The 22,809-nt window shown below is 71.4% G+C and carries 17 protein-coding genes and 1 pseudogene; 14 read left to right on the top strand and 4 right to left on the bottom strand.

Annotated elements, in window-relative coordinates; all coding sequences use genetic code 11:
* Positions 1-69: 69 nt before the first annotated feature.
* Positions 70-951 (top strand): alpha/beta hydrolase, encoded by an 882-nt coding sequence (locus PWG71_RS20895; protein ID WP_274811612.1) that lies wholly within the window; start codon positions 70-72, stop codon positions 949-951.
* A gap of 46 nt (positions 952-997) precedes the next feature.
* Complete coding sequence (locus PWG71_RS20890) at positions 998-1,849, top strand: alpha/beta hydrolase (RefSeq protein ID WP_274811611.1); 852 nt, start codon at positions 998-1,000, stop codon at positions 1,847-1,849.
* A gap of 5 nt (positions 1,850-1,854) precedes the next feature.
* On the opposite strand, the gene PWG71_RS20885 is transcribed toward PWG71_RS20890, so the two are convergent.
* Positions 1,855-2,463, bottom strand: coding sequence for a uridine kinase family protein (locus PWG71_RS20885; protein WP_446725066.1), 609 nt, complete (start codon positions 2,461-2,463; stop codon positions 1,855-1,857).
* A 114-nt stretch (positions 2,464-2,577) separates the two neighbouring features.
* Between PWG71_RS20885 and PWG71_RS20880 the strand changes: the two genes are divergently transcribed.
* From PWG71_RS20880 to PWG71_RS20845, 8 genes and pseudogenes are all read left to right on the top strand, one after another.
* Entirely contained in the window at positions 2,578-3,753 is a 1,176-nt protein-coding gene (locus PWG71_RS20880; RefSeq protein WP_274811610.1) for an ROK family transcriptional regulator, read from the top strand.
* A 278-nt stretch (positions 3,754-4,031) separates the two neighbouring features.
* Positions 4,032-5,174, top strand: coding sequence for a substrate-binding domain-containing protein (locus PWG71_RS20875; protein ID WP_274811609.1), 1,143 nt, complete (start codon positions 4,032-4,034; stop codon positions 5,172-5,174).
* 84 nt (positions 5,175-5,258) lie between these two features.
* Positions 5,259-6,056, top strand: a complete 798-nt coding sequence (locus PWG71_RS20870) for an ATP-binding cassette domain-containing protein (RefSeq protein ID WP_274811608.1) — start codon at positions 5,259-5,261, stop codon at positions 6,054-6,056.
* Positions 6,056-7,336, top strand: a complete 1,281-nt coding sequence (locus PWG71_RS20865) for a sugar ABC transporter permease (RefSeq protein ID WP_274811607.1) — start codon at positions 6,056-6,058, stop codon at positions 7,334-7,336. The genes PWG71_RS20870 and PWG71_RS20865 overlap by 1 nt, the downstream gene beginning before the upstream one ends.
* A 344-nt stretch (positions 7,337-7,680) precedes the next feature.
* Positions 7,681-8,648, top strand: a pseudogene (locus tag PWG71_RS20860) (styrene monooxygenase/indole monooxygenase family protein).
* 96 nt (positions 8,649-8,744) lie between these two features.
* Entirely contained in the window at positions 8,745-9,515 is a 771-nt protein-coding gene (locus PWG71_RS20855) for a sulfite exporter TauE/SafE family protein (RefSeq protein WP_446725065.1), read from the top strand.
* A 288-nt stretch (positions 9,516-9,803) separates the two neighbouring features.
* Positions 9,804-11,726, top strand: coding sequence for a 1-deoxy-D-xylulose-5-phosphate synthase (gene dxs / locus PWG71_RS20850; protein WP_274811606.1), 1,923 nt, complete (start codon positions 9,804-9,806; stop codon positions 11,724-11,726).
* 109 nt (positions 11,727-11,835) lie between these two features.
* A complete protein-coding gene (locus tag PWG71_RS20845; RefSeq protein WP_274811605.1) occupies positions 11,836-13,206 on the top strand; it encodes an FAD-dependent oxidoreductase in 1,371 nt (456 codons plus the stop codon).
* Here PWG71_RS20845 and PWG71_RS28705 read toward each other — a convergent pair.
* Complete coding sequence (locus PWG71_RS28705; RefSeq protein WP_342455997.1) at positions 13,199-14,698, bottom strand: neutral zinc metallopeptidase; 1,500 nt, start codon at positions 14,696-14,698, stop codon at positions 13,199-13,201. The two genes, PWG71_RS20845 and PWG71_RS28705, sit on opposite strands and share 8 nt — an antisense overlap.
* A gap of 95 nt (positions 14,699-14,793) precedes the next feature.
* Positions 14,794-15,576 carry a TetR/AcrR family transcriptional regulator gene (locus PWG71_RS20835; protein ID WP_274811604.1) on the bottom strand — a complete coding sequence of 261 codons (783 nt, stop codon included), beginning with the start codon at positions 15,574-15,576 and terminating at the stop codon, positions 14,794-14,796.
* A 129-nt stretch (positions 15,577-15,705) separates the two neighbouring features.
* Between PWG71_RS20835 and PWG71_RS20830 the strand changes: the two genes are divergently transcribed.
* Positions 15,706-17,916: an MMPL family transporter gene (locus PWG71_RS20830; protein WP_274811603.1), complete on the top strand. Its 2,211-nt coding sequence runs from the start codon at positions 15,706-15,708 to the stop codon at positions 17,914-17,916.
* Positions 17,917-18,012: 96 nt separating this feature from the next.
* Here the strand turns inward: PWG71_RS20830 and PWG71_RS20825 are convergent, their stop codons facing one another.
* Entirely contained in the window at positions 18,013-18,819 is an 807-nt protein-coding gene (locus PWG71_RS20825; protein ID WP_274811602.1) for an AfsR/SARP family transcriptional regulator, read from the bottom strand.
* Between the two features lie 564 nt (positions 18,820-19,383).
* On the opposite strand from PWG71_RS20825, the gene PWG71_RS20820 reads away from it, so the two are divergent.
* Genes PWG71_RS20820 through PWG71_RS20810 form a run of 3 tightly spaced genes read left to right on the top strand, consistent with a single transcriptional unit; the run spans position 19,384 to position 22,729 of the window.
* A complete protein-coding gene (locus PWG71_RS20820) occupies positions 19,384-20,427 on the top strand; it encodes a ScbA/BarX family gamma-butyrolactone biosynthesis protein (RefSeq protein ID WP_274811601.1) in 1,044 nt (347 codons plus the stop codon).
* Entirely contained in the window at positions 20,424-21,095 is a 672-nt protein-coding gene (locus PWG71_RS20815; protein ID WP_274811600.1) for an HAD family hydrolase, read from the top strand. The genes PWG71_RS20820 and PWG71_RS20815 overlap by 4 nt, the downstream gene beginning before the upstream one ends.
* On the top strand, positions 21,092-22,729 hold the full coding sequence (locus PWG71_RS20810) for an FAD-dependent monooxygenase (RefSeq protein WP_274811599.1): 1,638 nt from the start codon (positions 21,092-21,094) through the stop codon (positions 22,727-22,729). Before PWG71_RS20815 ends, PWG71_RS20810 begins: the two co-directional genes overlap by 4 nt.
* Positions 22,730-22,809 lie beyond the last annotated feature (80 nt).

Genomic DNA, 22,809 nt, shown 5'->3' with positions numbered 1-22,809 from the left:
TACTTGACGGCGGCCTCCTTCCAAACAAATAATACGATCGTTCGTATAGTTTGTGGACCGGAGAAGATCATGAGCGCAGTCAAGCGACTTCCCCTCATCGGTGCCGCCGTCAACGCGCTGGCGCTGCCCGCCCCGCGCCTGACCGGAGCACTGACCCGCAGGATGTGGGCGGCCCCCGGCCCGCCCCGTTCGATCCCGGAGGAGGACCGGGAGCTGCACGAGAGCGCCGACACCGCGACGATCCGCGTCGGCCGTTGGGACGTGACCACCTACGCCTGGGGCGACACCACCCGCCCCGTCCTTCTCGCCCACGGGTGGCGCTCGCGGTCCCTGCGCTTCGCCCCGCTCATCCGACGCCTGGTCGACCTCGGGTACGGCCCGGTGTCCTGGGACGCCCCCGGCCACGGGGCGACGCCCGGGCCGGTGGGGACCATCCTCGACGCGCTCCGGATCCAGCGACTCCTCCAGGAGCGACACGGCCGCTTCCACGCCGTCGTCGCCCACTCGATGGGCGTGCCCTTCGCGGTCCACGCCCTGCGCGAGGGCGTGGAGGCCGACCGGGTGGTCCTCCTGTCCGGGGTGTCGGACTTCGACTACCTCCTCACGGCGTTCTCCGACGCCCTGCGGCTGAGCCCCCGCGCCCGGGGGGCGCTGCGCACGGCGGTGGAACGCCACTACTTCGAGGCGGACCCGACGGTGTGGGAACGCTTCTCCACCACCCACCGGATCGACACGCTCGACCGGCCCTTCCTGCTCCTGCACGACGACACCGACGAGGTCGTGCCCTTCGCGCACTCCCTGCGCACCCTCGAACACCTCGGCGAACGGGGGCGGATGATCGCCACCACCGGCCTCGGTCACAGCGGCGCCCTCGCCGTGGGAGAGCACCTGGACGCCATCACCTCCTTCGTCCAGGGGACCGACCTGCCCGCGCACGCCCTCGGAAGATGACGGACCGCGTCCGATCCGCGCCACCGACCCGAACAAGGAGATTCCCATGACCACCCCTCACCCGATCGACCTGGAGGTCCTCGCCGTCACCGCTCCGCGCGTGGCCGGAGAACGGGCCCTGCGCCTGTGGAGCGACCCCGGTGACACCCCCCTGGTCGACCGCGACCGCGACGTGCACGATCGCGCCCGCGTCGACCACTTCGGCCATCAGGGGTGGCGGGTCGCCACGTACACCTGGGGCGAGGGGGCCCGCCCCGTACTCCTGGTCCACGGCTGGGGTTCGCGCGCCTCCCGGATGGCCCCGCTCGTGCGCGCCCTCACCGGGGCCGGACACACCGTCGTCTCCTGGGACGCGCCCGGCCACGGGGCCACCGGCGGCCCGGCCGGCACCGTCCTGGACGCCCTGGCCATCGCCCGCCGGCTCCAGGAGCGCCACGGCGACTTCGCGGCCGTGGTCGGCCACTCCCTGGGCGGGCTGTTCGCCACCCACCTGGTGCGGGAGGGGATCCGGGCCGACCGTCTGGTCCTGCTGTCGGCGATGGCCGACTTCGAGGCCACCGTGGACGGCTTCGTCACCGCCTTCGGCTGGGGTCCCCGAGTGAACAAGGCCCTGCGCCGGGCCATCGAGGACGCCTTCTTCGCCGGGGACCGGGACATCTGGGAACGCTTCTCCACCGACCGCGACGCCGAGACCCTGAAGGCGCCCGTGCTGTTGTTCCACGATGTCGACGACCCGGTGATCTCCCACGCCGAGTCCCTGCGCGTCCTCTCCGCGATGGGGGCGGGCACCAGGCTGGTCAGCACGGTCGGCCTCGGGCACAACCGCATCCTCACCGACCCCGACGTCCTGGACCGGATCACCGACTTCCTCGCCCCCGTTCCGGTCGGGGTGGGCTGACCCCCTCACGCCCCCCGGGGGTTGTCGACGATGACGTCGGCGTGCTCCCGGGGGCGTTCCGCCGCGTAGAAGACCGCCTCCTGCTCGGCCCAGACCCGCCGGTAGGGGGCGTAGACGGCGGCGTCCCCCCGAGCGTCCAGCCGGCGGGCGCGCACCGCGTCGGGGGCCGCGACCCACACCGACAGGTCCAGGTACGGTCGCGCGATCCGGGCGCCCGAGCCGCATCCCTCCACCACCAGGACCCCGCCGTCCGCCACCTCCGACGGGACCGGTACGCGCGCGGCGGTGAACTCCCCGCGCTCCCAGTCGTAGCGGTGCCACGACGCCGGGCGGCCGTCGCGCAGCGGCTCCAACACCCAGGACACGAGCAGTTCCGGAGCCCGGGCCAGCCCGTGCCACCCGGGGTAGAGGTCCTCCATCGACAACACGGCCGCCGGGACGCCCCGCGCCTCCAGCTCCGCGCGCAGCCGCCCGGCCACCGTGCTCTTGCCGGAACCGGACCGGCCCTCGACGACCACGACCCGCGCGCGGCCCCGTCCGGAACCCTCCGCGACGGTCTCGGCCAGCCGGGCGACCCACCCGGCCCGGTCGGTGTCCACACGCGTTACGGTCACCTTCGGACCTTAACGTGCTCAGGTGGGCGGTTTCCGCTTGCGTTCAATCCTTGTAGCATTCGACGCACGAGGCACGCCCGTGCCGTGCCGATGACCGATCGAAGGGGACGCCCGGTGACCGACACCGCAGTGACACCGGGGTCCCAGTCCGCCCTGCGCCAGGCCAACGAACGTCGCGTCGTCGAGGTGCTGCGCCGCGACGGCACCCGTACCCAGGCCGAACTGGCCCGAGCCACCGGCCTGTCCGCCGCCAGCGTCTCCAACATCGTGCGCGGACTGCGCGCCGCGGGCACGGTGGCGGTCCACGACACCTCCTCCAACGGTCGTCGGGCCCGCGCCGTCACCCTGGTGCGCCCGCCCGGCACGGTGGTGGCCGTCGATTTCACCGCCGAGCGCGTCACGGTCGCCATCGGCGACAGCGAGGGCAACATGCTGGCCCGCGAGGAGATCGACTACGACGTGGCGGCCGATCCCGACCGGGGGGTGCGCCGCGCCTCCTGGTTGGTCGAGACCACGCTGGTGCGCGCCCGCGTCGACCTGTCCACGGTGGCCTCCGTGGTGGCGTCGGTGCCCGGACCGATCGATCCGCACAGCGGCGAGGTCGGCGGCATCTCCTGCGTTCCCCGATGGGCGGGCTTCCGCCCGGCCGAGGCGCTGTCCGAGCGGCTGGGCGTCCCGGTCGTCGCGGAGAACGACGCCAACCTCGCGGTCCTGGCCGAGTTGCACAAGGGCGCCGGTCAGGGATCCGAACACCTCGTCCACCTGATCATCAGCGACGGGGTGGGCGCGGGCATCATCGTCTCGGGCGGACTGTTCCGCGGGGCCGGCGGCACCGCCGGGGAGATCGGGCACATCGCGCTGGACCCCCGGGGCCAGGTGTGCCGGTGCGGCAACCGGGGCTGCCTGGAGACGTTCGTCGGGGCCGGCTACCTCATGGACATGCTGCCCCAGAACAGCTACGTCGCCCACGACCCCGGTCCGGCCGGGGTCGACGACCTGGTGGGCGCCGCCCGCTCCGGCGACCCGGGCTGCCGGCGCATCATCGCCGAGGCGGGCACGGCGCTGGGCCAGGGCGTGGCGATCATGGCGAACCTGTTCAACCCCGACCGGGTCATCGTGGGCGGCGGGTTGGCCGAGGCGGGCGAGCTGCTGCTCGACCCGATGCGCCGGGCGATGGAGCTGGGAGCCCTGGGCAGTGCCCTGTCCCGGCTGGACCTGGTGCCGAGCGCGCTGGGCCGGGACGCGTCCCTGTACGGGGCCCTGCGCATGGCCGCGCAGAGCGCCCACTGAACGACGCACCGTCACGAAAAACCCTCCCTTGGGGTTCTCCTGGTGAAGGTTTGTGCTGCCCGTGCGTGTTCGATCATGTTCTTTCCGCGCATGCTGAGAGGGTGACCCATCGAGGGAAGCCCCTCTGACCTGCGCTTTCTTTGTCTTTAGAGTATGAACGCAATATCCGTGATGTTTCGGTTATGTGTTCAGGAGTTGACGACAAGGCTGCGCCGGGGGTCTACTTCACACCATCACTCGCGAGTTCACATCCGTCCCCCGTTACGAAAGGTGCAGCGTTGAGTACACGCACCGTCCACCAGCGCACGGTCGTCGGCGGCCTCGCCGCCGCCGGCGCCGCTCTGACCCTGCTCGTCTCCGGTTGTGGTTCGCTCACCACCTCGGGCGAGGACGCCGAGAGGGAGACCCACACCGTCGAGGAGGGCTTCCACGTCGGCCTCCTGCTCCCCGAGCTCCAGACCGCCCGCTACGAGGCGTTCGACAAGCCCTTCTTCGAGGAGGCGCTCACCGAGCTCTGCCCCAACTGCGAACTGTCCTACGCCAACGCCGACCAGGACGTCGACGAGCAGCAGACCCAGGCCCAGGCCATGCTCACCGACGGGGTGGACGTGCTGGTCCTGGACGCGGTCGACTCCGCGGCCGCCGCCGGCACCGTCAGTGAGGCCAAGGCCCAGGGCGTCCCCGTGGTCGCCTACGACCGCCTCGCCCAAGGCGGCGTGGACATGTACGTCTCCTTCGACAACCACCGCGTCGGCCAGGTCCAGGCCGAGGCGCTGATCGCCGCTCTGGAGGAGGAGGGCACCGCCGGTGAAGGCCAGATCGTCATGATCAACGGCTCGCCCACCGACCCCAACGCCGCCGACTTCAAGGCCGGCGCCCACGAGATCTTCGAGGGCCAGGTCGACATCGGCCAGGAGTTCGACACCCCGGACTGGTCCCCGGACCAGGCCAACTCCCAGATGGAGGGCGCCATCACCGCCCTGGGCGTCGACGAGATCATCGGTGTCTACTCCGCCAACGACGGCATGGCCTCGGGCATCATCTCCGCGCTCCGCAGCGCCGGCGTCGACGTCGACGACCTGCCGCCGGTCACCGGTCAGGACGCCGAACTCGCCGGCATCCAGCGCATCATCGCCGGTGAGCAGTACATGACCGTCTACAAGGCCATCAAGCCGGAGGCGCAGATCGCCGCCGCCATGGCCGTGGCCCTGGCCACCGACACCGACCCCGACCTCGGCGAGTACAGGCTCACCGACGTGGAGGACGCCAACGGCGAGACGGTCCCCGCGGTCCTGCTGGAGCCCATCGCGGTCACCGAGGAGAACGTCGGCGACACCGTCGTCTCGGACGGGATCTACTCCATCGAGGAGATCTGCACCGACGACTACGCCGACACGGATTTCTGCCAGGAAGCCCTCTAGGCACGGTGCGACGCCCCGACGGGGCGGGCGGGCCCCCGCCGCCCGCCCGCCCCGCCCCGGGACGAGAGAAGAGATAACGAACGCATGAGTACACCAGTCCTGGAACTGTCCGGGATCTCCAAGACCTTCGGGGCGGTCCGCGCGCTCAGCGACGTCGACTTCCAGGTCGCCGAGGGAGAGGTCGTCGCTCTCCTGGGTGACAACGGCGCCGGTAAATCCACGCTGGTCAAGGTCATCTCCGGAGCCCACCCCGCGGACGCCGGTGGAGTCATCCGCTGGGACGGCCGCCAGGTCGGCATCAATTCCCCCTCCGACGCCCAACGTCTGGGGATCGCGACCATCTACCAGGACCTCGCCCTGTGCGACAACCTGGACATCGTCGCCAATCTGTTCCTGGGCAACGAGAAGCTGCACTTCCCCGGCACCCTCGACGAGGTCGAGATGGAGAGCCGGGCCATGGAACTCCTCGACTCCCTGTCGGTGCGCATCCCCAGCCTGCGCGTGCCGGTCGCCTCCCTCTCCGGAGGTCAGCGCCAGATCATCGCCATCGCCCGCTCCCTCCTGGGCCAGCCGCGCGTGGTGATGCTCGACGAGCCCACCGCCGCCCTCGGCGTCGCCCAGACCGCCCAGGTCCTGGACCTCATCGAGCGACTGCGCGACCAGGGCCACGGCGTCGTCCTGATCAGCCACAACATGGCCGACGTCCGCGCGGTCGCCGACCGCGCCGTGGTGCTGCGGCTGGGCCGCAACGCCGGAGACTTCCCCATCGCGGAGACCAGCTACGAAGAGATCGTGGCCGCCATCACCGGTGCCGCCGACAACCCGGTCAGCCGCCGCTCCGAGCGCACCGGTTCCTCGGCCCTGGCCACGGAGGACAAGTGATGACCCAGCAGACCCCGGTATCCAAGGCGTCAGGTGAGGGCGGAGCCGCACCGGCCGAACCCATGCGCGACCCCCGGCTCCTGACCACGGTCGCCTCGCCCAAGGGCTGGCTCGACGCGCTGCGCCGTAGGCTGCGCGGCGGCGAACTGGGTCCGATCCCCGTCATCGTGGGGCTGCTGCTGATCGCCGTCGTCTTCCAGTCGATGAACGATCGGTTCCTGTCGCCGCAGAACCTGTCCAACCTCACCGTCCAGATCGCCGCCATCGGTCTGATGACCACCGGCGTCATCATGGTCCTGCTGCTGGGCGAGATCGACCTGTCCATCGGCTCGGTCGCCGGTCTGTCCGCGGCCGTTCTGGCGGTGCTCGCGGTCAAGCAGGGCTTTCCCGAATGGGGCGCCATCGCCGCCGCGATCGGCGTCGGTCTGCTCATCGGCCTGGTCCACGGCACCGTCTTCGCCAAACTCGGGGTGCCGGCGTTCGTGGTCACCCTGGCGGGTCTGCTGGGCTGGCAGGGCGTGCACCTGTACCTGATGGGCTCCGACGGCACCATCAACACCAGCCCCAACGGGGCGATCGCGATGCTCACCCAGACCTACTTCGTCCCGTTCATGGGCTGGGCGATCGCGGCCATCACCGTGATCCTGTACACGATCTCGGTGTTCGTGGTCGAGCGGAGCCGCCGACGGGCCCGCCTGCCCTACAAGCCGCCGAGCGAGATCGTCTTCCGGGCCGCGCTGCTGTCCCTGCCGATCCTGGGCGGGGTGTGGGTGCTCAACCAGTACAAGGGCGTTCCGCTGGCCTTCCTCATCTTCGTGGGCTTCGTGGTCGTCCTGGACCTGGTCCTGCGCAAGACCCGCTACGGCCGCATGGTGTACGCGGTCGGCGGCAACGCCGAGGCGGCCCGGCGCGCCGGCATCAACGTCGACCTCATCCGGATCTCCGTGTTCGGCATCGCCTCCACGTTGGCGGCCCTGGGCGGCATCATGCTCGTCTCGCGCAACTTCGCGGCGAGCGTGTCCACCGGTGGCGGCGCGGAGCTCATGATGGCGATCGCCGCCGCGGTCATCGGCGGTACCAGCCTCTTCGGCGGTCGGGGCAACGCCTACTCGGCGCTGCTGGGCGGCCTGGTGCTCGGCGCGATCACCTCCGGTCTGCTGCTGCTCCAGATGGACACCTCGGTGCGCTTCATGATCACCGCGGCGGTCCTGCTGATCGCGGTCATCATCGACGCGATCTCCCGGCGTGGACGCAAGTCCCACGCCAGGGGCGGTGCCTGACACCCGGATCCTCCACTCCCTCCCGGAAAGGGGCGGCGCCCACTCCCCGCCGCCCCCGCCCCGGTCCGGCCCCGGTAGCCGGACCGGGGCCTCGTCGTGTCCGGGGCACCCGAACGCGCCGACCATCGGCCCATCGCGGTGATGTCGCAGGTCCTGGGCTTGCAGGGGCGAAGGTCCCGGTCGGTGGGGGTGCCCGAACCCTTCGCGACGGTACCGCTGGGTTCGCCGCGAACACCACCGTCCGCACGGGGTCGTACACGGGGCAACACGCGTACGCCCCTTCTCGCCGTGCCCGGAACACGGCCGGGTGTCCGGTGCGGGCGCGAACCAAGAGAGCGGGAGGCATGCGAAGGATCCTCGTCGTCGGCGCCGGGCAGTCCGGTCTCCAACTCGCCCTCGGCCTGCCGGCCGAGGGCTACGACGTCACCCTGGTCTCTCCGAGCGGGCCGGCGGAGATCCGCGCCGGACGGATCACCTCCACCCAGTGCCTTTTCGGGCCCGCGCTGCGCCGGGAGCGCCGGCACGGCCCGGCCTTCCGGGACGACCGGGCACCCGAGGTCCACGGCGTCGGCCTGAGCGTGGCCGACCCCACCGGCGCGGACCTCCCCGACGGCCCCGTGCTCGCCCGCACCGCCGTCCCCGGCGCGGGCGAGGTGTCCAGCCTGCCCACGCTGTCCCTGAACGGTCCCTGCGACGCCCTCATGGTCGAGGCGGTGCCCGGGGGACCCCTGGACCGTCCGCTGCCCGCCACGGCCCGCGCCGAGGAGGTCCTGGGCCACCTGCCGCGGGTGGTGCGCCGCTACGCGCCCTGGGAGTACGAGCGGTTCGCCCCGGCGCGGCCCGCCGACCCGATGGCCGCGCTCACCGGCGGACACACGCCCGTGGTCCGCGTTCCCGTCGCGCGCCTCGACGGCGGCGCCCCGATCCTGGGCATGGCCGACACCGTGGTCGCCACCGACCCCATCACCGCCCAGGGCGCCGACACGGCCTCCCGGCCGCCGACGTCCACCGCCGCGTGATCGTCGACCACGGCACGCGCCCCTTCGACGAACGGTTCATGCGCGAGACGTTCGCCGAGTACCGGCGGCGGGCCCGTCAGGTCGTCGCGTGGAGCCGGGTGATGCTCTCGGGCCCGCCGCACGTGTGGGAGCCGTACCGGTTGGCCGCGCGCCACCGGGCCACCGTCGACCGGTTCGCGAACTCCTTCGCCGACCCCACCGGGCTCATCGAGTGGTTCCCGCACCCGGAGCGGGCGATGGAGTACATCGACGGTGTGCCGGACCCCGCGCCGGTCGCCGGTACCGCGCGCTGACCGCGTCCGGCGGCGGTCGCGCGGGCGGACGCGGAACGTCCTCCGTCCCCACCTCGTGATCCCGGTCGGAGAGGTGGGGGTGTAGCGTCGCACCCCGTGCTCCCGGAATTCTTCTCACCCACCGGCCACGGGGTGCTCCCCGCGGGCGACACGTGGACGTTCGTGATCGCCGCCGCCCTCGCCGTCATCGCCGGGGCGGCCGTGCAGAGCACCGTCGGGCTGGGCCTCGGACTGGTCGCCGCGCCCGTCCTGTCCCTGCTGGACCCCACCCTCATGCCCGGGGCCCTCCTGGTCACCGTCATCGTCCTGCCGATCCTCACGCTGTTCCAGGAGTACCGCCACGTGGACTGGCGCGGCATCGCCTGGGGGCTGCCCGCCCGCCTGCCCGGGACGGTCCTGGCGGTGTGGGTGGTCGCCGTCCTGCCGCCCCGGGCCCTGGCGGGAATGGTCGGCGTGATGGTGCTCGTCGCCGTCGGCCTGTCCCTGCGCTCCTTCCGGGTGCGCATCACCCCCGCCTCGCTCGTCACCGCGGGCGCGCTGTCGGGCTTCGCGGGCACCGCCACCTCCGTCGGCGGCCCGCCCATGGCCCTGCTCTACCAGTACGAGGAACCCGCCAGGGTCCGCGCGACGCTCGCCGCGTTCTTCCTGTTCGGCGGCGCCCTCTCGCTGTTCGCGCTCGCCGTCGGCGGTCAGCTCGACACCCGGATCGTCGTGGTGGGGCTCACGGCGATCCCGTTGGTCGTGATCGGGTTCGGGGCCGGCGTCTTCCTGCGCCGCAGGGTCAACGCCGCGCGACTGCGCGTCGGCATGCTCGTCGTGGTGACCGCCTCCGCGTTCGCGCTGCTGGTCCAGGCGGTTCTGAGATAGCCTCTGCCGGGGTGATCGGTCGGCGGAAGCCGCTCTCGAAAGCGGGTAATGTACGCCGAAAACCGTGGCACGGGGCAACGTTCCCATGGTTCGACGTCCGCCCGACGTGGGAACGGCGACGCACGGGCACCCCACCGGTGCGCGGCCCACGCCGAGTCCGGGCGGGACCCGTGGACGTAGGACCATAAACTCGGGTATGTATACCTGCCGGTAGCCGACGCCGACCCACGTCAGGGGTCGGGCGCGGCACACTGAACCGACACGCTGGACGAGGGGACTGACGAGACAGTGACACTGTTCGAGTCGATGCACAATCCGGAAGCCCTCAAGAGGCTTCCGGCCGATCAGCTCCCGGTCCTGGCCCAGGAGATCCGGGACTTCCTGGTCGAGTCCTGCTCGCAGACCGGCGGGCACCTCGGTCCCAGCCTCGGCGTCGTCGAGCTCACGATCGCGCTGCATCGCGTCTTCGACTCCCCCAAGGACCCGATCCTCTTCGACACGGGACACCAGGCCTACGCCCACAAGGTCCTCACCGGCCGGCACGACTTCACGAACCTGAAGTCCGAGGGCGGTCTGTCCGGGTACCCCTCCCGGGCCGAGTCCGAGCACGACTTCATCGAGAACTCCCACGCCTCCACCGCCCTGTCCTACGCCGACGGCATGGCCAAGGCCAACGAGGTCCGCGGCCTGAGCGACCGCTCCGTCGTCGCCGTCATCGGCGACGGCGCCCTCACCGGCGGTATGGCCTGGGAGGCGCTCAACAACATCGCCGAGAAGAAGGACCGACGCCTCGTCGTCGTCGTCAACGACAACGGGCGCTCCTACTCGCCGACCATGGGCGGCCTCGCCGACCACCTCGCCTCCCTGCGCATGACCCCCGGCTACGAGCAGGCCCTGGACCTGGCCAAGAACACCCTCAACCGGACCCCCGTGGTCGGCCAGCCCCTCTACGAGGCCCTGCACGGCCTCAAGAAGGGCATCAAGGACGCCATCCAGCCCCAGATGATGTTCGAGGACCTGGGACTGAAGTACCTCGGCCCCATCGACGGCCACGACGAACCCGCGCTGGAGAAGGCGCTGCGCCGCGCCCGCGACTTCGGCGGACCGGTGATCGTCCACGTCATCACCCAGAAGGGCAAGGGGTACGCCCCCGCCGAGAACCACGACGAGGACCAGTTCCACGCCCCCGGACCGTTCGACGTCGCCACCGGCGAGGCCAAGCCCGGGTCCAAGGCCCTCAAGTGGACGTCGGTGTTCGCCGACACCATGGTCGAGATCGGTGCCGAGCGCGAGGACGTGGTGGCCATCACCGCGGCCATGCTCCACCCCACCGGGCTCAACAGGTTCGCCGCCGCCTACCCCGACCGCATCTTCGACGTGGGCATCGCCGAGCAGCACGCCGCCACCGCCGCCACCGGCATGGCCATGAACGGCCTGCACCCGGTCGTCGCCGTCTACGCGACCTTCCTCAACCGCTGTTTCGACCAGGTGCTCATGGACGCCGCCCTGCACCGCCAGGGCGTCACCTTCTGCCTGGACCGGGCCGGCGTCACCGGCAACGACGGTGCCAGCCACAACGGCATGTGGGACATGTCCATCCTCCAGGTGGTCCCCGGACTCCGCCTGGCCGCGCCCCGCGACGCCGAGCGCCTGCGCACCCTGGTGCGCGAAGCCGTCGCGGTCGAGGACGCCCCCACCGTCGTGCGCTACCCCAAGGGCGCCGTCACCGAGGAGCTGCCCGCCATCGGCGAGGTCGGCTCCATGGACCTGCTGCGCCGGGCCGGCGAGGGCCACTCCGAGGACCTGCTCATCGTCGGTGTCGGCACCATGGCCCAGGTGGCCTGTGAGGTCGCCGACCGGATGGCCGACCAGGGCATCGGCGTCACCGTCATCGACCCGCTGTGGGTCAAGCCCCTGGACGAGGCGCTGATCGCCGAGGCCGCCCGGCACAGCGTCGTGGCGGTGGTCGAGGACAACGGGCGTACCGGCGGCGTCGGCGACGCCGTGGCCCGCCTGCTGCGCGACCACGACGTGGACGTGCCCGTGCGCACCTTCGGCATCGCCCAGGAGTTCCTGGACCACGCCAAGCGCGACACCATCCTCCAGCAGCAGGGGCTGACCTCGCAGGAGCTCTCGCGCAAGCTCACCGAGACGGTCTCGCGTCACACCGAGGGAGCCACCGACCCGGCCCTGGAGGACGAGAACGCCTGAGGCGTGTTCGGATGCCGGGGCGTCGCGCGGCGGGGTCGGTGTCCCCGGAACACGCCCCGGCTTCCGCGGGAACGGGAGAGGTCGCGCCCCCGACTGTCAGAATGGGGGTATGACCTCTCCCGAACAGCAGCGCGATGAGGAAACCGCACCGCTCAAGGTGGCCGTCATCGGCTCCGGACCCGCGGGCCTGTACACGGCCGAATCCCTGACCCGGCAGCGTCGGGTGCCCGTGCGGGTCGACGTGGTCGACCGGCTGCCCACCCCGTACGGTCTGGTGCGGTACGGCGTGGCCCCCGACCACACCAAGATCAAGGGTGTGGCCCACTCGCTGCGCCGTGTGCTGGAACACCCCGACGTACGGTTCGTCGGCGGGGTGGAGTTCGGGACCGACCTGACCCGTGCCGACCTGGCGCGCACCCACCACGCCGTGGTGTACGCCACCGGGGCCTCGGTCGACCGGCGCATGGGCGTGCCCGGCGAGGACCTGCCCGGCAGCGCCGCCGCCACCGACTTCGTGAACTGGTACTGCGGTCACCCCGACAGCGAGCTGGAACGGTTCGTGCTGAACGCCGAGGAGGTGGTGGTCGTCGGCGCCGGGAACGTCGCCCTGGACGTCGCCCGCATCCTCGTCAAGACCGCCGACGAACTACGGCACACCGACATCCCCCAGCCCGTGCTCGACGTGCTGGCGGCCAGCCGGGTGCGCACCGTGCGCCTGCTGTCCCGGCGCGGTCCGCTCCAGGCCAGGTTCACCGCTCCGGAACTGCGCGACCTCCTGTCCCTGCCCGGCGTGGACGTCGTGGTGGACCCGGCCCAGGTCGACATCGATCACACGGCCATCAGAGGGGACGTCGCCCGCGCCGCGCGCACCAACCTGCGCCTGCTGCGCGAACGGGCCGCTCTCGCGCCCGAGGGACGACCGCGTTCGGTCCACCTCCACTTCTGGGCCCGCCCGCAGGAGATCCTGGGCACCGACCGGGTCACGGGTGTGCGGGTGGAGCGCACCCGCCTGGAGGGCGAGAACCTGGTCGGCACCGGTGAGACGATCGACCTGGCGGCCGGGATGGTGCTCCGCTCGGTGGGTTACGCGAGCGTGCCCCTGCCGGGAGTGCCCTTCGACGCGGCCGCCCGCACCGTGCCCCAGCGCGACGGCCGGGTCCTGGACGAACGGGGCGAGGTCGTCCGGGGGGACTACGTGGCGGGCTGGATCAAACGCGGTGCCACCGGGGTGATCGGCACCAACAAGTCCGACGCCGCCGGCACCGTGCGGTCCCTGCTCGATGACGCGTCCGTGCTGCGCGCGTCCGCGCCGGACCTCGTCGACCTCTACGAGGTCGTGGAAGACCGCGGCGGCTACGACGACTGGTTGCGCATCGACGCCGCCGAGGCCGACCAGGCCCGGAAGCTCGACCGCGGCGAACGGGTCAAGCTCCACGGGTGGTCGGCCTACCGCGAGATCCTCGGCGAACGGATCAGGTGACCTGGTCCGGGTCGGCGCCGTAGGTGTTGCAGCCACCCACGGTGCTCTCGTCCCAGCCCCGCTCCAGCCACTCGGCCCGGTTGGTCGCCGTGCCGTGGGTGGGCAGGTCGCCGCCGCCGTTGAAGTTGGCGTTGACCCAGGTCAGGGATCGCCGGTCGGCGCCGGTGATGGCGCGCAGCCCGATCCCGGCCATGCACTCGGCCTGGAGTTCGGTGCGGCGCAGGGTGTCCAGCTCCTCGTCCTCGTCGGCCGCCTTGCGGCGCAGGTCGTGGGAGATGTCGAGGATGCCGGTCACGTACTGCACGTGGTGGCCGTACTCGTGGCCCATGAGGGCGATCCACACGTCCTCGCGCGCCTCGGCGGGGATCTGTCCGCCGAGCGTGCGCACGTTGGGCAGGACCACGGTGATGCGCTCGTAGTCGCCCTCGTAGTAGGCGAGGGTGTAACCCTCCTCGTCGCCGGAGTCGGGGGACTCGCGGGTGACGGCGATCTCGGGGGTCCCCACGCTCAGCCCCAGGTCGTCGAAGACGGGGGCCCACAGCTCGTCCAGGCAATGCCCGGTGGCCGTGGCGAACTCCTCCCAGGAGTCGTCGGAGCCCATCTCCAGGTCGGGGACGTCGCAGGGGATCTCCACGGGCGTGGCCGCGTCGTACAGCGGGTGGTCGGCGATGTCGACGACGACCTCCTCCGGCGGTTCGGAGAGCCGTTCGTCGTAGTAGGCCGAGAGGTCCTCGCCCGTCGGTGTCGGTTCCGGCTGCGGCGTGGCGACGACGATGGCGATGCTGGCGGCCAGCGCCGCCAACGCCACGGTCGCGGCCAGCGCGGACGCCACCAGCACACCGCGCCCCCGTCTTCCGGGCTGGGGCCGCGGCCACGCCTCGGGGTGCCCCCACTGCGGTACCGGGGGCTGTACGTAGCGCCATTGCCGTTGCGGTGCCCCGCCGTACGCCTGCGCGAAGGGGCCCTGTCCGTTCCCGGGGAACCGGGGTTCCCACGGTCCGCCCTGGTACCCCTGCGGACCCCACGGCGCCCCTTGGCCGCCGGGGGCCGGTCCGCCCCGGTGCCCCTGCGGACCCCACGGCGTTCCGGTGGAACCCGGGGGGACGCCCTCGCCCCGGTGGACCTGCGCGCCGTGCGGGCCGTACGGCCCGCCGCTGGACGCTCCGGGAGGACCGTGGACACCGCCGTGACCCTGCGATCCACCGGGCGCGTGGGCGCCCTGGGGGACGCCCCCGCCTCGATGGACCTGTGATGTGTACGGGCCCTGCGGCGTCCCGGGGGTGGAGGCGCCGTCGGGCGCGGCCGAGGCGTCGGGGGTCGCCGGGGGCCGAGGGGCGGCGGCGGGCGGGGGTGCGGCGGGCACGCCCGGCGGAAGGCCCCGGTCGGCCCCGCCGTCGGAGGACCGCGAGGAGTTCGTGTGCACGGTGGTGCCGGGGACCCAGGGGGTGCCGGTGGACGGTTCGTACCGCTCATCGCCGGGTCGGTTCTCCACAGGGTCGGTCCTCGCTCTCATGCCATGGCGCGCCGGCCGGGACCGGATCCACCCCGGGCGAATCCGGCAAGTGCCACAGACCTCCAGTATGGGGCTTAATCGGGCGTACTGATGGTAGCCGTTTCGTTGCTTTGCGGTGCTTCGTACCGAACGCCCAGGCCTGTCAGTACGTTCTGAAGCTCGGACTCGAAGAGTGGTTCCATGTCCCGCATCACGAAATCCAGGTGCTGGAACACCTCCATGCAGACCACGCCGTACAGGCGCACCCAGCACGAGCTGAGCACCATCATCGCCTCGACGGACGTCTCCGATCCCGCGAAGCCGCAGGTGACGGCGAAGGCCCGCAGCTCCCGGGCGAGCTCCGGGGTGACCCGTCCGCTGTCGGGCAGCTCGAACCTCGCCTCGTCGATCAAGCGCTCGAACAGGGTGAAGAAGGTGGCCCCGAACCTACTTCCCGCCTCGACCGCCGGAGTGAGGTCCACCTCCTGTTCCAGCCGCTTGCGCGGCCCGAACATCACGGCGAACTCCGCCGGGTGCTCCAGCGCCCACCCCCGGAAGGCGCGCAGCGAGGTGTTGATGCGCCGGTCGGTGTCCTCGGCGGGCACGCTGGCGTCGGCGTCCGACACCGCGGCGGCCAGTTCGTCGAACATGTCGGCGGTGATGAGCACCAGGAGCGAGTCGATCCCCGACACGTAGCGGTACAGACCGGGCGCGGTCATCCCCATCTCTCGGGCGATCGCCCGCAGGGACACTCCCGCGACCCCGTGCTCGACGAGGTGGCTGCGGGCGATCGCCTTGATCTCGGAGAGTGTGGCCTCGCGCACACGCTCCCGGCGGCTCGGTACCCGCTCGACCCGTTCAAGCTGCGGCTTCGTCATGTGCTGCGGTACACCCCGTTTTATGGTCACATCCGGTGATATTGACATCGTAATGCCTGCACGCTTTAGTGAACGCCGTTAGCGAACAGCGTTAACGGACACGAAGGCCGTTCGCCGAAAGGGCTGCTCATGCCAACGCACACGGGGCTTTTCGGTCGTCTCGGGCTTGGCGCCCATCGCTTCCGGTGGGCCGTCCTGGTCACCACCGCGGTCTTCGCCGTGTTCGCGGTGGTATGGGGATCCGGCGTCTTCTCGGACGTCAGCGAAAGCGGTTTCGAGGACCCCGGAGCCGAGTCCTCCCGGGCGATGGACGTGCTCGAAGGCGAACTGGGCCACGACGACGTCGACATCGTGGCCGTCTACCGCAGCGACGAGATGAAGGTGGACAACCCGACCTTCGCCGCGGCGATCCAGCGCATCGCCGACGACATGCCCCGGGGCGTCGTCGCCGACTTCGACGTCTACCTCGACGAAGGGCTCTCCGACATCGAGCGCGGCATGCTCGTCTCCGAGGACATGCACGCGACGTACATCCCGATCACGCTCACGGGGGAGAGCCACCCCGAACGGCTGGACCAGTACGACGACGTCGCCGAACACCTGGCCTCGGGCCCGCTGGAGACCCACCTGGGCGGCCCCATCGCCGTCGAGCACGAGTTGTCGGAGGCCGCCGAGAGCGATGTCGTCCGCGCCGAACTCATCACGCTGCCCCTCCTGCTGTTCCTGCTGGTGCTGATCTTCGGCGGCCTCATCGCCGGCGTCGTCCCCCTCGCGGTGGGCGGTCTGGCGATCCTGGGCTCCCTCGTGACCCTGCGCGTCCTCACCCACGTCACCGAGGTGTCGGTGTTCGCCGTCAACGTCGCCACCATCCTGGGCCTGGGACTGGCGATCGACTACGGCCTGTTCATGGTCAGCCGGTTCCGCGAGGAACTGGCCAGGGGGCGCGGGGTGGCCGCCGCCGTCGGTCGCACCGTGGACACCGCCGGACGCACCGTCGCCTTCTCCGGGGTCACCGTCGGCATCGCCTTCGCCGGCCTGCTGTTCTTTCCCCAGCCGATCCTGAAGTCGATCGGCTTCGGCGGTATCGCCGTGGTCCTGTTCGACCTCCTCGCCGCCCTGGTCTTCCTTCCGGCGCTGTTGTCGGTGGTGGGCCACCGCATCGACGGCCTGAGACTGCCGCTGCCCCGACGCACCGTCACCGGGACCCTCCATGAGGGCGGATGGACGCGTCTGGCCCGCACCGTGATGCGCGGCCCCGCCGTCTCACTGGTCGCGGTCCTCGGTGTCCTGGTGATCTTCGGCTCCGGCCTGGTCTCCGCCCACCTGGGCACCACCGATCAGCGCTACCTGCCCCAGGACGCCGGCAGCCGGATCGCCACCGAGTCGGTCGCCGAGGACTTCCCGGGGGGCGGCCTGGGACGGCTGCACGTCGCCGTGGTCGGCGACGCCGGCGACGAGGCCTTGGACGACTACGTCGAACGTCTGGAGGGTCTGCCCGAGGTCACCCTGGCACGGGTGGAGCGCACCGGCGACGGCATCGCCCACGTCCTGGTCGCCTACCAGGGCGCCGCCGACTCCGACGAGATCAAGGGCCTCGTGGCCGACGTGCGCGCCGAACCCGCGCCCGACGGCGCGGAGGAGGCCCTGGTGGGCGGTGTGGCCGCCATGCAGCAGGACAACGTCGCCGCCATCGTGGCGGCGGCCCCGACCACCATCGGCTTCATCGCGGGCGCCACACTGTTCCTGCTCTTCCTGGCGTTCGGCTCGGTGGTCCTCCCCGTCAAGGCGGTCCTCATGGGCGCGCTGTCCTTGAGCGCCTCGCTGGGCGTGGTCGTCTGGGGGTTCCAGGAGGGGGCCTTCGCGGGCCTGCTCGGGTTCGAGGCGGTGGGCACGATCGATCCCACGTACCTGGTGCTCATCACCGTCGTCGCGTTCGGCCTGGCCATGGACTACGAGCTGTTCCTGCTCAGCCGGGTCCGCGAGGAGTACCTGCGCACCGGTGACAACACCCGATCGGTGGCGACCGGTCTCCAGCACACCGGCCGGATCATCACCAGCGCCGCGATCCTGCTCATGGTGGTGCTCCTGGCCATGGGCGCCTCGGACCTGCTGTTCCTGAAGATCATCGGCATCGGCCTGGCGCTCGCGGTGCTCGTGGACGCCACTCTGGTGCGCGCGATCATGGTGCCGGCGACGATGCGCCTGCTCGGCGGGGTGAACTGGTGGCTGCCCCGGCCACTGCGGTGGCTGCACGACCGCATCGGGATCTCCGAGGGCGGAGATGAGGAGCCTTCGGTCCGGGTTTCGGACGAACGCGAACGCGTGCCCGCCGGAGTCTGAGATCGGAGACGGTCCCGCCGTGAGGTTCTCTCCGGCGGGACCTGTGACGCACCACGGCATGGTCACCGGTGCGCGGCGGCATCGGTGAGGAGGGGGTCAGGGGATGTGCTGGAGCCGTCTCCCGGTGGGGATCGGCCCGTGGCGTCGGATGATCTGATAGAGATCGTGCAGTTCGGGGCGGGGCGGCACGTTGAGCTCGCCCAGCATGTGCGAGGTCAGGCGTTGGTACACACGGACGGCCTCGGCCGTGCGTCCCTCGCTGTACAGGGCCAGGATCAGAAGCCTGGCCAGGTTCTCCTCCAGGGGGTGGCGGCGCAGCGCCTCGCGCAGTGATTCCACCACGTCGGCCTGGCGTCCGACCTCGATGGCGACGGTGGCGTACTCCTCCAGCACCGCCAGTCGAACGGTCTCCATGAACTCGCGTTCCTCGTCGAAGGCGGAGCCGGAGAGCTCCCCGAGCAGGGGGCCGCGCCACAGGTCCAGCGCCCGGCCGAACAACTCCGCGGCCCGTTCGCCGTCCCCGCGTGCGCGCAGGTCGCGCGCGGCGTCGATCCAGGTCTGGAACAGGGCCAGGTCCACCTGGCCGACCGGTGCCACGAGCCGGTATCCCGACGGTCCGCTCTCGATGTCGACCCGCTTGTGCGGGGGCAGGTCGATCAGGGCGCGGCGCAGGCCCGACATGTACTTGTGGACCAGGTTGACCGCGTAGGCCGGGGGGGTCGAACCCCAGACCATCGTGATGACGCGCTGCGTGGTCAAGGGGCGATCGCCGTTGAGCACCAGGGCCGCGAGCACCGCGCGCTGTCGGGGTGCGCCCAGGGGCAGAGGGCCGTGATCCCCGATCACCTCCAGCTCTCCCAGGACCGAGACGGTCGTCGGTGCCGTCCGCCGTGTTCTGATCATTCCGGAATCCTTCCGGCCGTTGTCTTGCGCTATCGATGTCTCCCACGTTCCGTGCACTCCGGCTTCTCCCGACATCGCCCCGGTTCCGGTTCCGGCCGATTCGCTCTGAGGGGTACGGAGTCCCGCCCCGTCCCGACGGGTCCATGTCGCTCGGATGCGGTAAGGCGATCATAAACACGCAGATCATGGCTTTATGTAATGGATCGGCTCCACTCCGACGTCGAGGCGGGAGCTTTCGCAGACGAGGACCGGAGGCGACAGGGCACAAGTCGTACCTTGTGTCGATAGTCACAAAGTCTTGATCATCTGCGGCAGGGATCAATTGCACGCGCATCTTCGCATGTGAACGCCGCGTGCGGGGTCAAAAATGAATTTTCTTCACAATTGGCCTTCAGGTCGGGTTCCAGGTCGTCTTCAGGCCCCCTCTCGATACTCGGTTCTTGTACGGGGACGGGCCGTTCCCCGCCCGTCCCCGTCACGGGGGACCGCTCTCCTCACCGTTCCGAACCCCGTTGTCCCTCGGCGGAACACCCCCCCGAGGGGAACGCGAACGAAAGGGAAGACATGAACCGCACGACCGCAGACGCCCCGAGTGCCGTGGCCGAGGTGACGGACTCCGCACAGCGGGCCCTGGCCGACCTGGATCCCGAGAACACCGGCATCCGCGAGCTCGACTACGACGCGACCGTCCCCCGGGGGCTGGTCCACCGCAAGGCCGTCTCGGAGGTGTTCGTCACCGACTCCCGGCAGACCGGCGAGAACACCTTCGACGTCGCCGCCCAGCTGCCCCGCGGCCACGTCATGCTGGAGACCCCCACCTACGACCTGCCGCTGATCCTGGAGGCGTGCCGCCAGACCGGCGTGCTCATCTCCCACCGGCACCTCGACGTCCCCATGGACCGGGCGTTCATCATGCACCGCATGTCGCTGCACATCGGCGACCTCGACGGGCTGCGCCAGGGAGCCGAACCCGCCCGCCTCATGGTCGCCACCGAGGCCGACCTGTACCGCAACCAGGCGGGCAGACTGCGCGGCTACGACTTCCGCGGCACGGTCCTCCTCAACGGGACCGAGGTCGCCCAGGCCACCGGCGCGCTCATCTTCCTGAGCCGCCAGGCCTACCAGGCGCTGCGCACCAAGGGCCGTGAGTCCCTGGACTGGAGCGCCGCCGCGGCGCCCCGGGCGATCCCGGCCCAGCCCTCCGTGGTGGGTCGCCGCGATCCGCGCAACGTGGTCATCACCGACCCCGTCCAGCGGGGCGACGAGAGCTGGCGGGCCACCGTGGTCCCCGACCACAGCCACCCCCACCTGTTCGACCACCCGCTCGACCACCTGCCCGGCAACCTCCTCATCGAGGCCGCCCGCCAGGTGGCCGTGGCCGGCGTGGCCCGCTCCGAGGGCCTGGACCCGGTGACCCTGGTCCCGGTCTCGGTGGAGGCGTCGTTCTCGTCCTTCTGCGAGAACGACCTCCCCTCCACCCTGGAGGCCGACATCACGCCCTTCCGCTCCGACGAGCGGTTCGGTCCGGTCGTCGGCGTCGACGTCCGCGTCAACCAGCAGGGAACGACCAACAGCTCCTTCCGGATCGAGGTGGCCCAGTGGGTGTGACCCGTATCGAGGCCGTCGTGTGCGACTACGGCGGCGTGCTCACCAACCCGCTCCACGAGACCTTGGAGCACTTCGCCGGGACGGCGGGCCTGAGCGCCGACGCCATCCTCACCGCCATCGGTGCCGCCGCGGCCAAGGGCGGCGCCGACCCGATGGCGCTACTGGAGGTCGGGGCCATCACCGAGGCGGACCTCGTCGCCCAGATCACCGCCGAGCTGCCCGAAGGGGGATGGACCTTGCCCGAGGACCGCACCTTCGGCGAACTGTGGTTCGCCGGTCGCACCGGCAACCACGGGTTCGCCGACTTCCTGCGCGACCTGAACATGGAGGGCTACCGACTGGCCCTGCTCACCAACAACGTCCTGGAGTGGGAGGAGCTGTGGCGGGCCACCGTGCCCGCCGACGAACTCTTCGAGGTCGTGGTCAACTCCGCGCACGAGGGGGTCCGCAAGCCCGACACCGAGATCTACGAGCGACTCCTGGCCCGGCTCGGCCTCACCCCCGACCGCTGCCTGTTCGTGGACGACCTGGAGGCCAACCTCAAGCCGGCCGCCGAGCTGGGCATGGCCACCGTCCGTTTCCAGGACAACGCCCAGGCGATCGCCGAGATCACGGAACTGCTCGACGGCGCCGGCCGACCGGCGCGGGCCGCGGAGGCTCCGCGATGAGCGCGCCGGGCCCGCACCCCCCGGTGCTCGTGGTCGGCGCCGGTCCCACGGGGCTGGCCGCCGCCTGCACGCTCCTACAGAACGGGGTCCCCTGCCGCGTGGTCGAACGCCGCGCGGGGGTGGCCGAGGAGCCCAAGGCCCTCATCCTGTGGAGCGGGGCGCTGGAGGTCCTGCGCAGGTTGGGCGTGTCCGAAGAGGTGGTCGACCGGTCCCTGCCGTTGGAGTCGGCCTCCTACTTCTCCAGGGGCAGGCGCATCGGCGGGGTCCGCTTCGGCGGGCTGAGCGACACCGCGTTCCCGGGGCCGATCTGCCTGCCCCAGCCCGGAACGGAGCAGGCCCTCTACGATCGCCTGCTCGCCCTCGGAGGGTCCGTCGAGTGGTCCACCCGGGTCCACACGGCGGAACCGACCGAGGACGGGGAGGGGGTGCGGGTGGTCCTCGGCCCCGACGGCGATGCCCATACCCGGGAAGAGGTCGTCGTCCCCTGGGTGGTGGCCGCCGACGGCAGCCGCAGCGCGGTGCGCGAAGCACTGGGGGTGCCCTTCGAGGGCGACACCTACGACCGCGTGTTCCTCCTGGCGGACGGTGTCGTGAGCGGCCCGACCCCGGTCCGGGAGGCCCAGTACCACCTGACCCCCGACGGGGTGCTCGTGGTCGTGCCGCTGCCCGGCGGCGGCCACCGGGTCTTCTTCGACATCGCTCCGGACGGGGAGACCGCGCCGCCCGACGACGCGCTCATCGCCCGGCTGCTGGCCGAGCGCGGTCCCCGTGGACTGCGCGTGGACACCGTGTGGTGGCGCAGCCGGTTCCGGGTCCACGCCCGGGTGGCGCGCGAGTTCCGGCGCGGCCGGGTGCTCATCGCCGGAGACGCCGCCCACCTGCACAGTCCGGCCGGCGGTCAGGGCCTCAACACGGGCATCCAGGACGGGTTCGACCTGGCCTGGAAGCTCGCCTCGGTCCTGCGCGGGGCTCCGGAGACGCTGCTGGACAGCTATCCGCTGGAGCGTCGTCCGATCGCCCGCACGGTGGTGCGCAGCGCCGACCAGCAGACCCGTACCTGGATGGCCCGTTCCCCTCTGGCCAGGTTGGTGCGCGACACCCTGATGCGCGTCCTGTCGGCGTCGGGGCTGCTGGAGAAGCGCCTGGTGCCGCAGTTGGCGCAGATCTCCCCGGATCTGACCGAGAGCCCGGCCGTGGTCGCGCCGCCCGCCGGCTGGCGGGCCCGCGACGCGGTGGGCGGGGCCCTCCCGGGACGGCGCATCGGCGACGCCCCGCTGTCCCCGCTCCAGGGGACCGACGCGACCACCCTGCACGCCTACCTCGCCTCCGGGCGGCACGCGCTGTTGGTGGGCGGCGGCTCGTCGCGGGCGCGGGAGGCGGCGGCCGAGCTGCGGGGGCGCCTCCCCGACGACGTGGACGTGCTCCTGCTCGCCCCGTCGGCGGTGGAGGCGGCGGGCGATCACGATGTCGCCCTGCTGCCCGGGAGAGGGGGCGAGGGGGCCGGGGCCGAGTGGGTGATCCACGTCCGGCCCGACGCGGTCGTCGCCTCGGTCGCCCCTCTGGACGCGCGTTGGCGACCGGGGGTGTTCCTCGGAGCGACCTTGTTGCCCGACGCCGAGCGGTCCCTCAAGTAAATGATATATGAACCCTATCGTTTAGGTTGATGATCGTCGCATGTTTATACGATACTGTGACGGCGACGGCACCCGTGGTG

Origin of the sequence: Nocardiopsis sp. N85 (assembly GCF_028882275.1) — a bacterium.
Lineage (GTDB): Bacteria > Actinomycetota > Actinomycetes > Streptosporangiales > Streptosporangiaceae > Nocardiopsis > Nocardiopsis lambiniae.
Note: the sequence above shows the minus strand (reverse complement) of the source record. Positions and strands in the feature narration are given on the sequence as shown.

What these genes read in the sequence shown, in the direction of transcription:
- PWG71_RS20835 (WP_274811604.1), bottom strand. Translation starts at nt 15,576, where the DNA reads ATGACGAAGCCGCAGCTTGAACGGGTCGAGCGGGTACCGAGCCGCCGG.
- PWG71_RS20820 (WP_274811601.1), top strand. Translation starts at nt 19,384, where the DNA reads ATGAACCGCACGACCGCAGACGCCCCGAGTGCCGTGGCCGAGGTGACG.
- PWG71_RS20870 (WP_274811608.1), top strand. Translation starts at nt 5,259, where the DNA reads ATGAGTACACCAGTCCTGGAACTGTCCGGGATCTCCAAGACCTTCGGG.
- PWG71_RS20865 (WP_274811607.1), top strand. Translation starts at nt 6,056, where the DNA reads ATGACCCAGCAGACCCCGGTATCCAAGGCGTCAGGTGAGGGCGGAGCC.
- PWG71_RS20810 (WP_274811599.1), top strand. Translation starts at nt 21,092, where the DNA reads ATGAGCGCGCCGGGCCCGCACCCCCCGGTGCTCGTGGTCGGCGCCGGT.
- PWG71_RS20830 (WP_274811603.1), top strand. Translation starts at nt 15,706, where the DNA reads ATGCCAACGCACACGGGGCTTTTCGGTCGTCTCGGGCTTGGCGCCCAT.
- PWG71_RS20895 (WP_274811612.1), top strand. Translation starts at nt 70, where the DNA reads ATGAGCGCAGTCAAGCGACTTCCCCTCATCGGTGCCGCCGTCAACGCG.
- PWG71_RS20845 (WP_274811605.1), top strand. Translation starts at nt 11,836, where the DNA reads ATGACCTCTCCCGAACAGCAGCGCGATGAGGAAACCGCACCGCTCAAG.
- PWG71_RS20825 (WP_274811602.1), bottom strand. Translation starts at nt 18,819, where the DNA reads ATGATCAGAACACGGCGGACGGCACCGACGACCGTCTCGGTCCTGGGA.
- PWG71_RS20890 (WP_274811611.1), top strand. Translation starts at nt 998, where the DNA reads ATGACCACCCCTCACCCGATCGACCTGGAGGTCCTCGCCGTCACCGCT.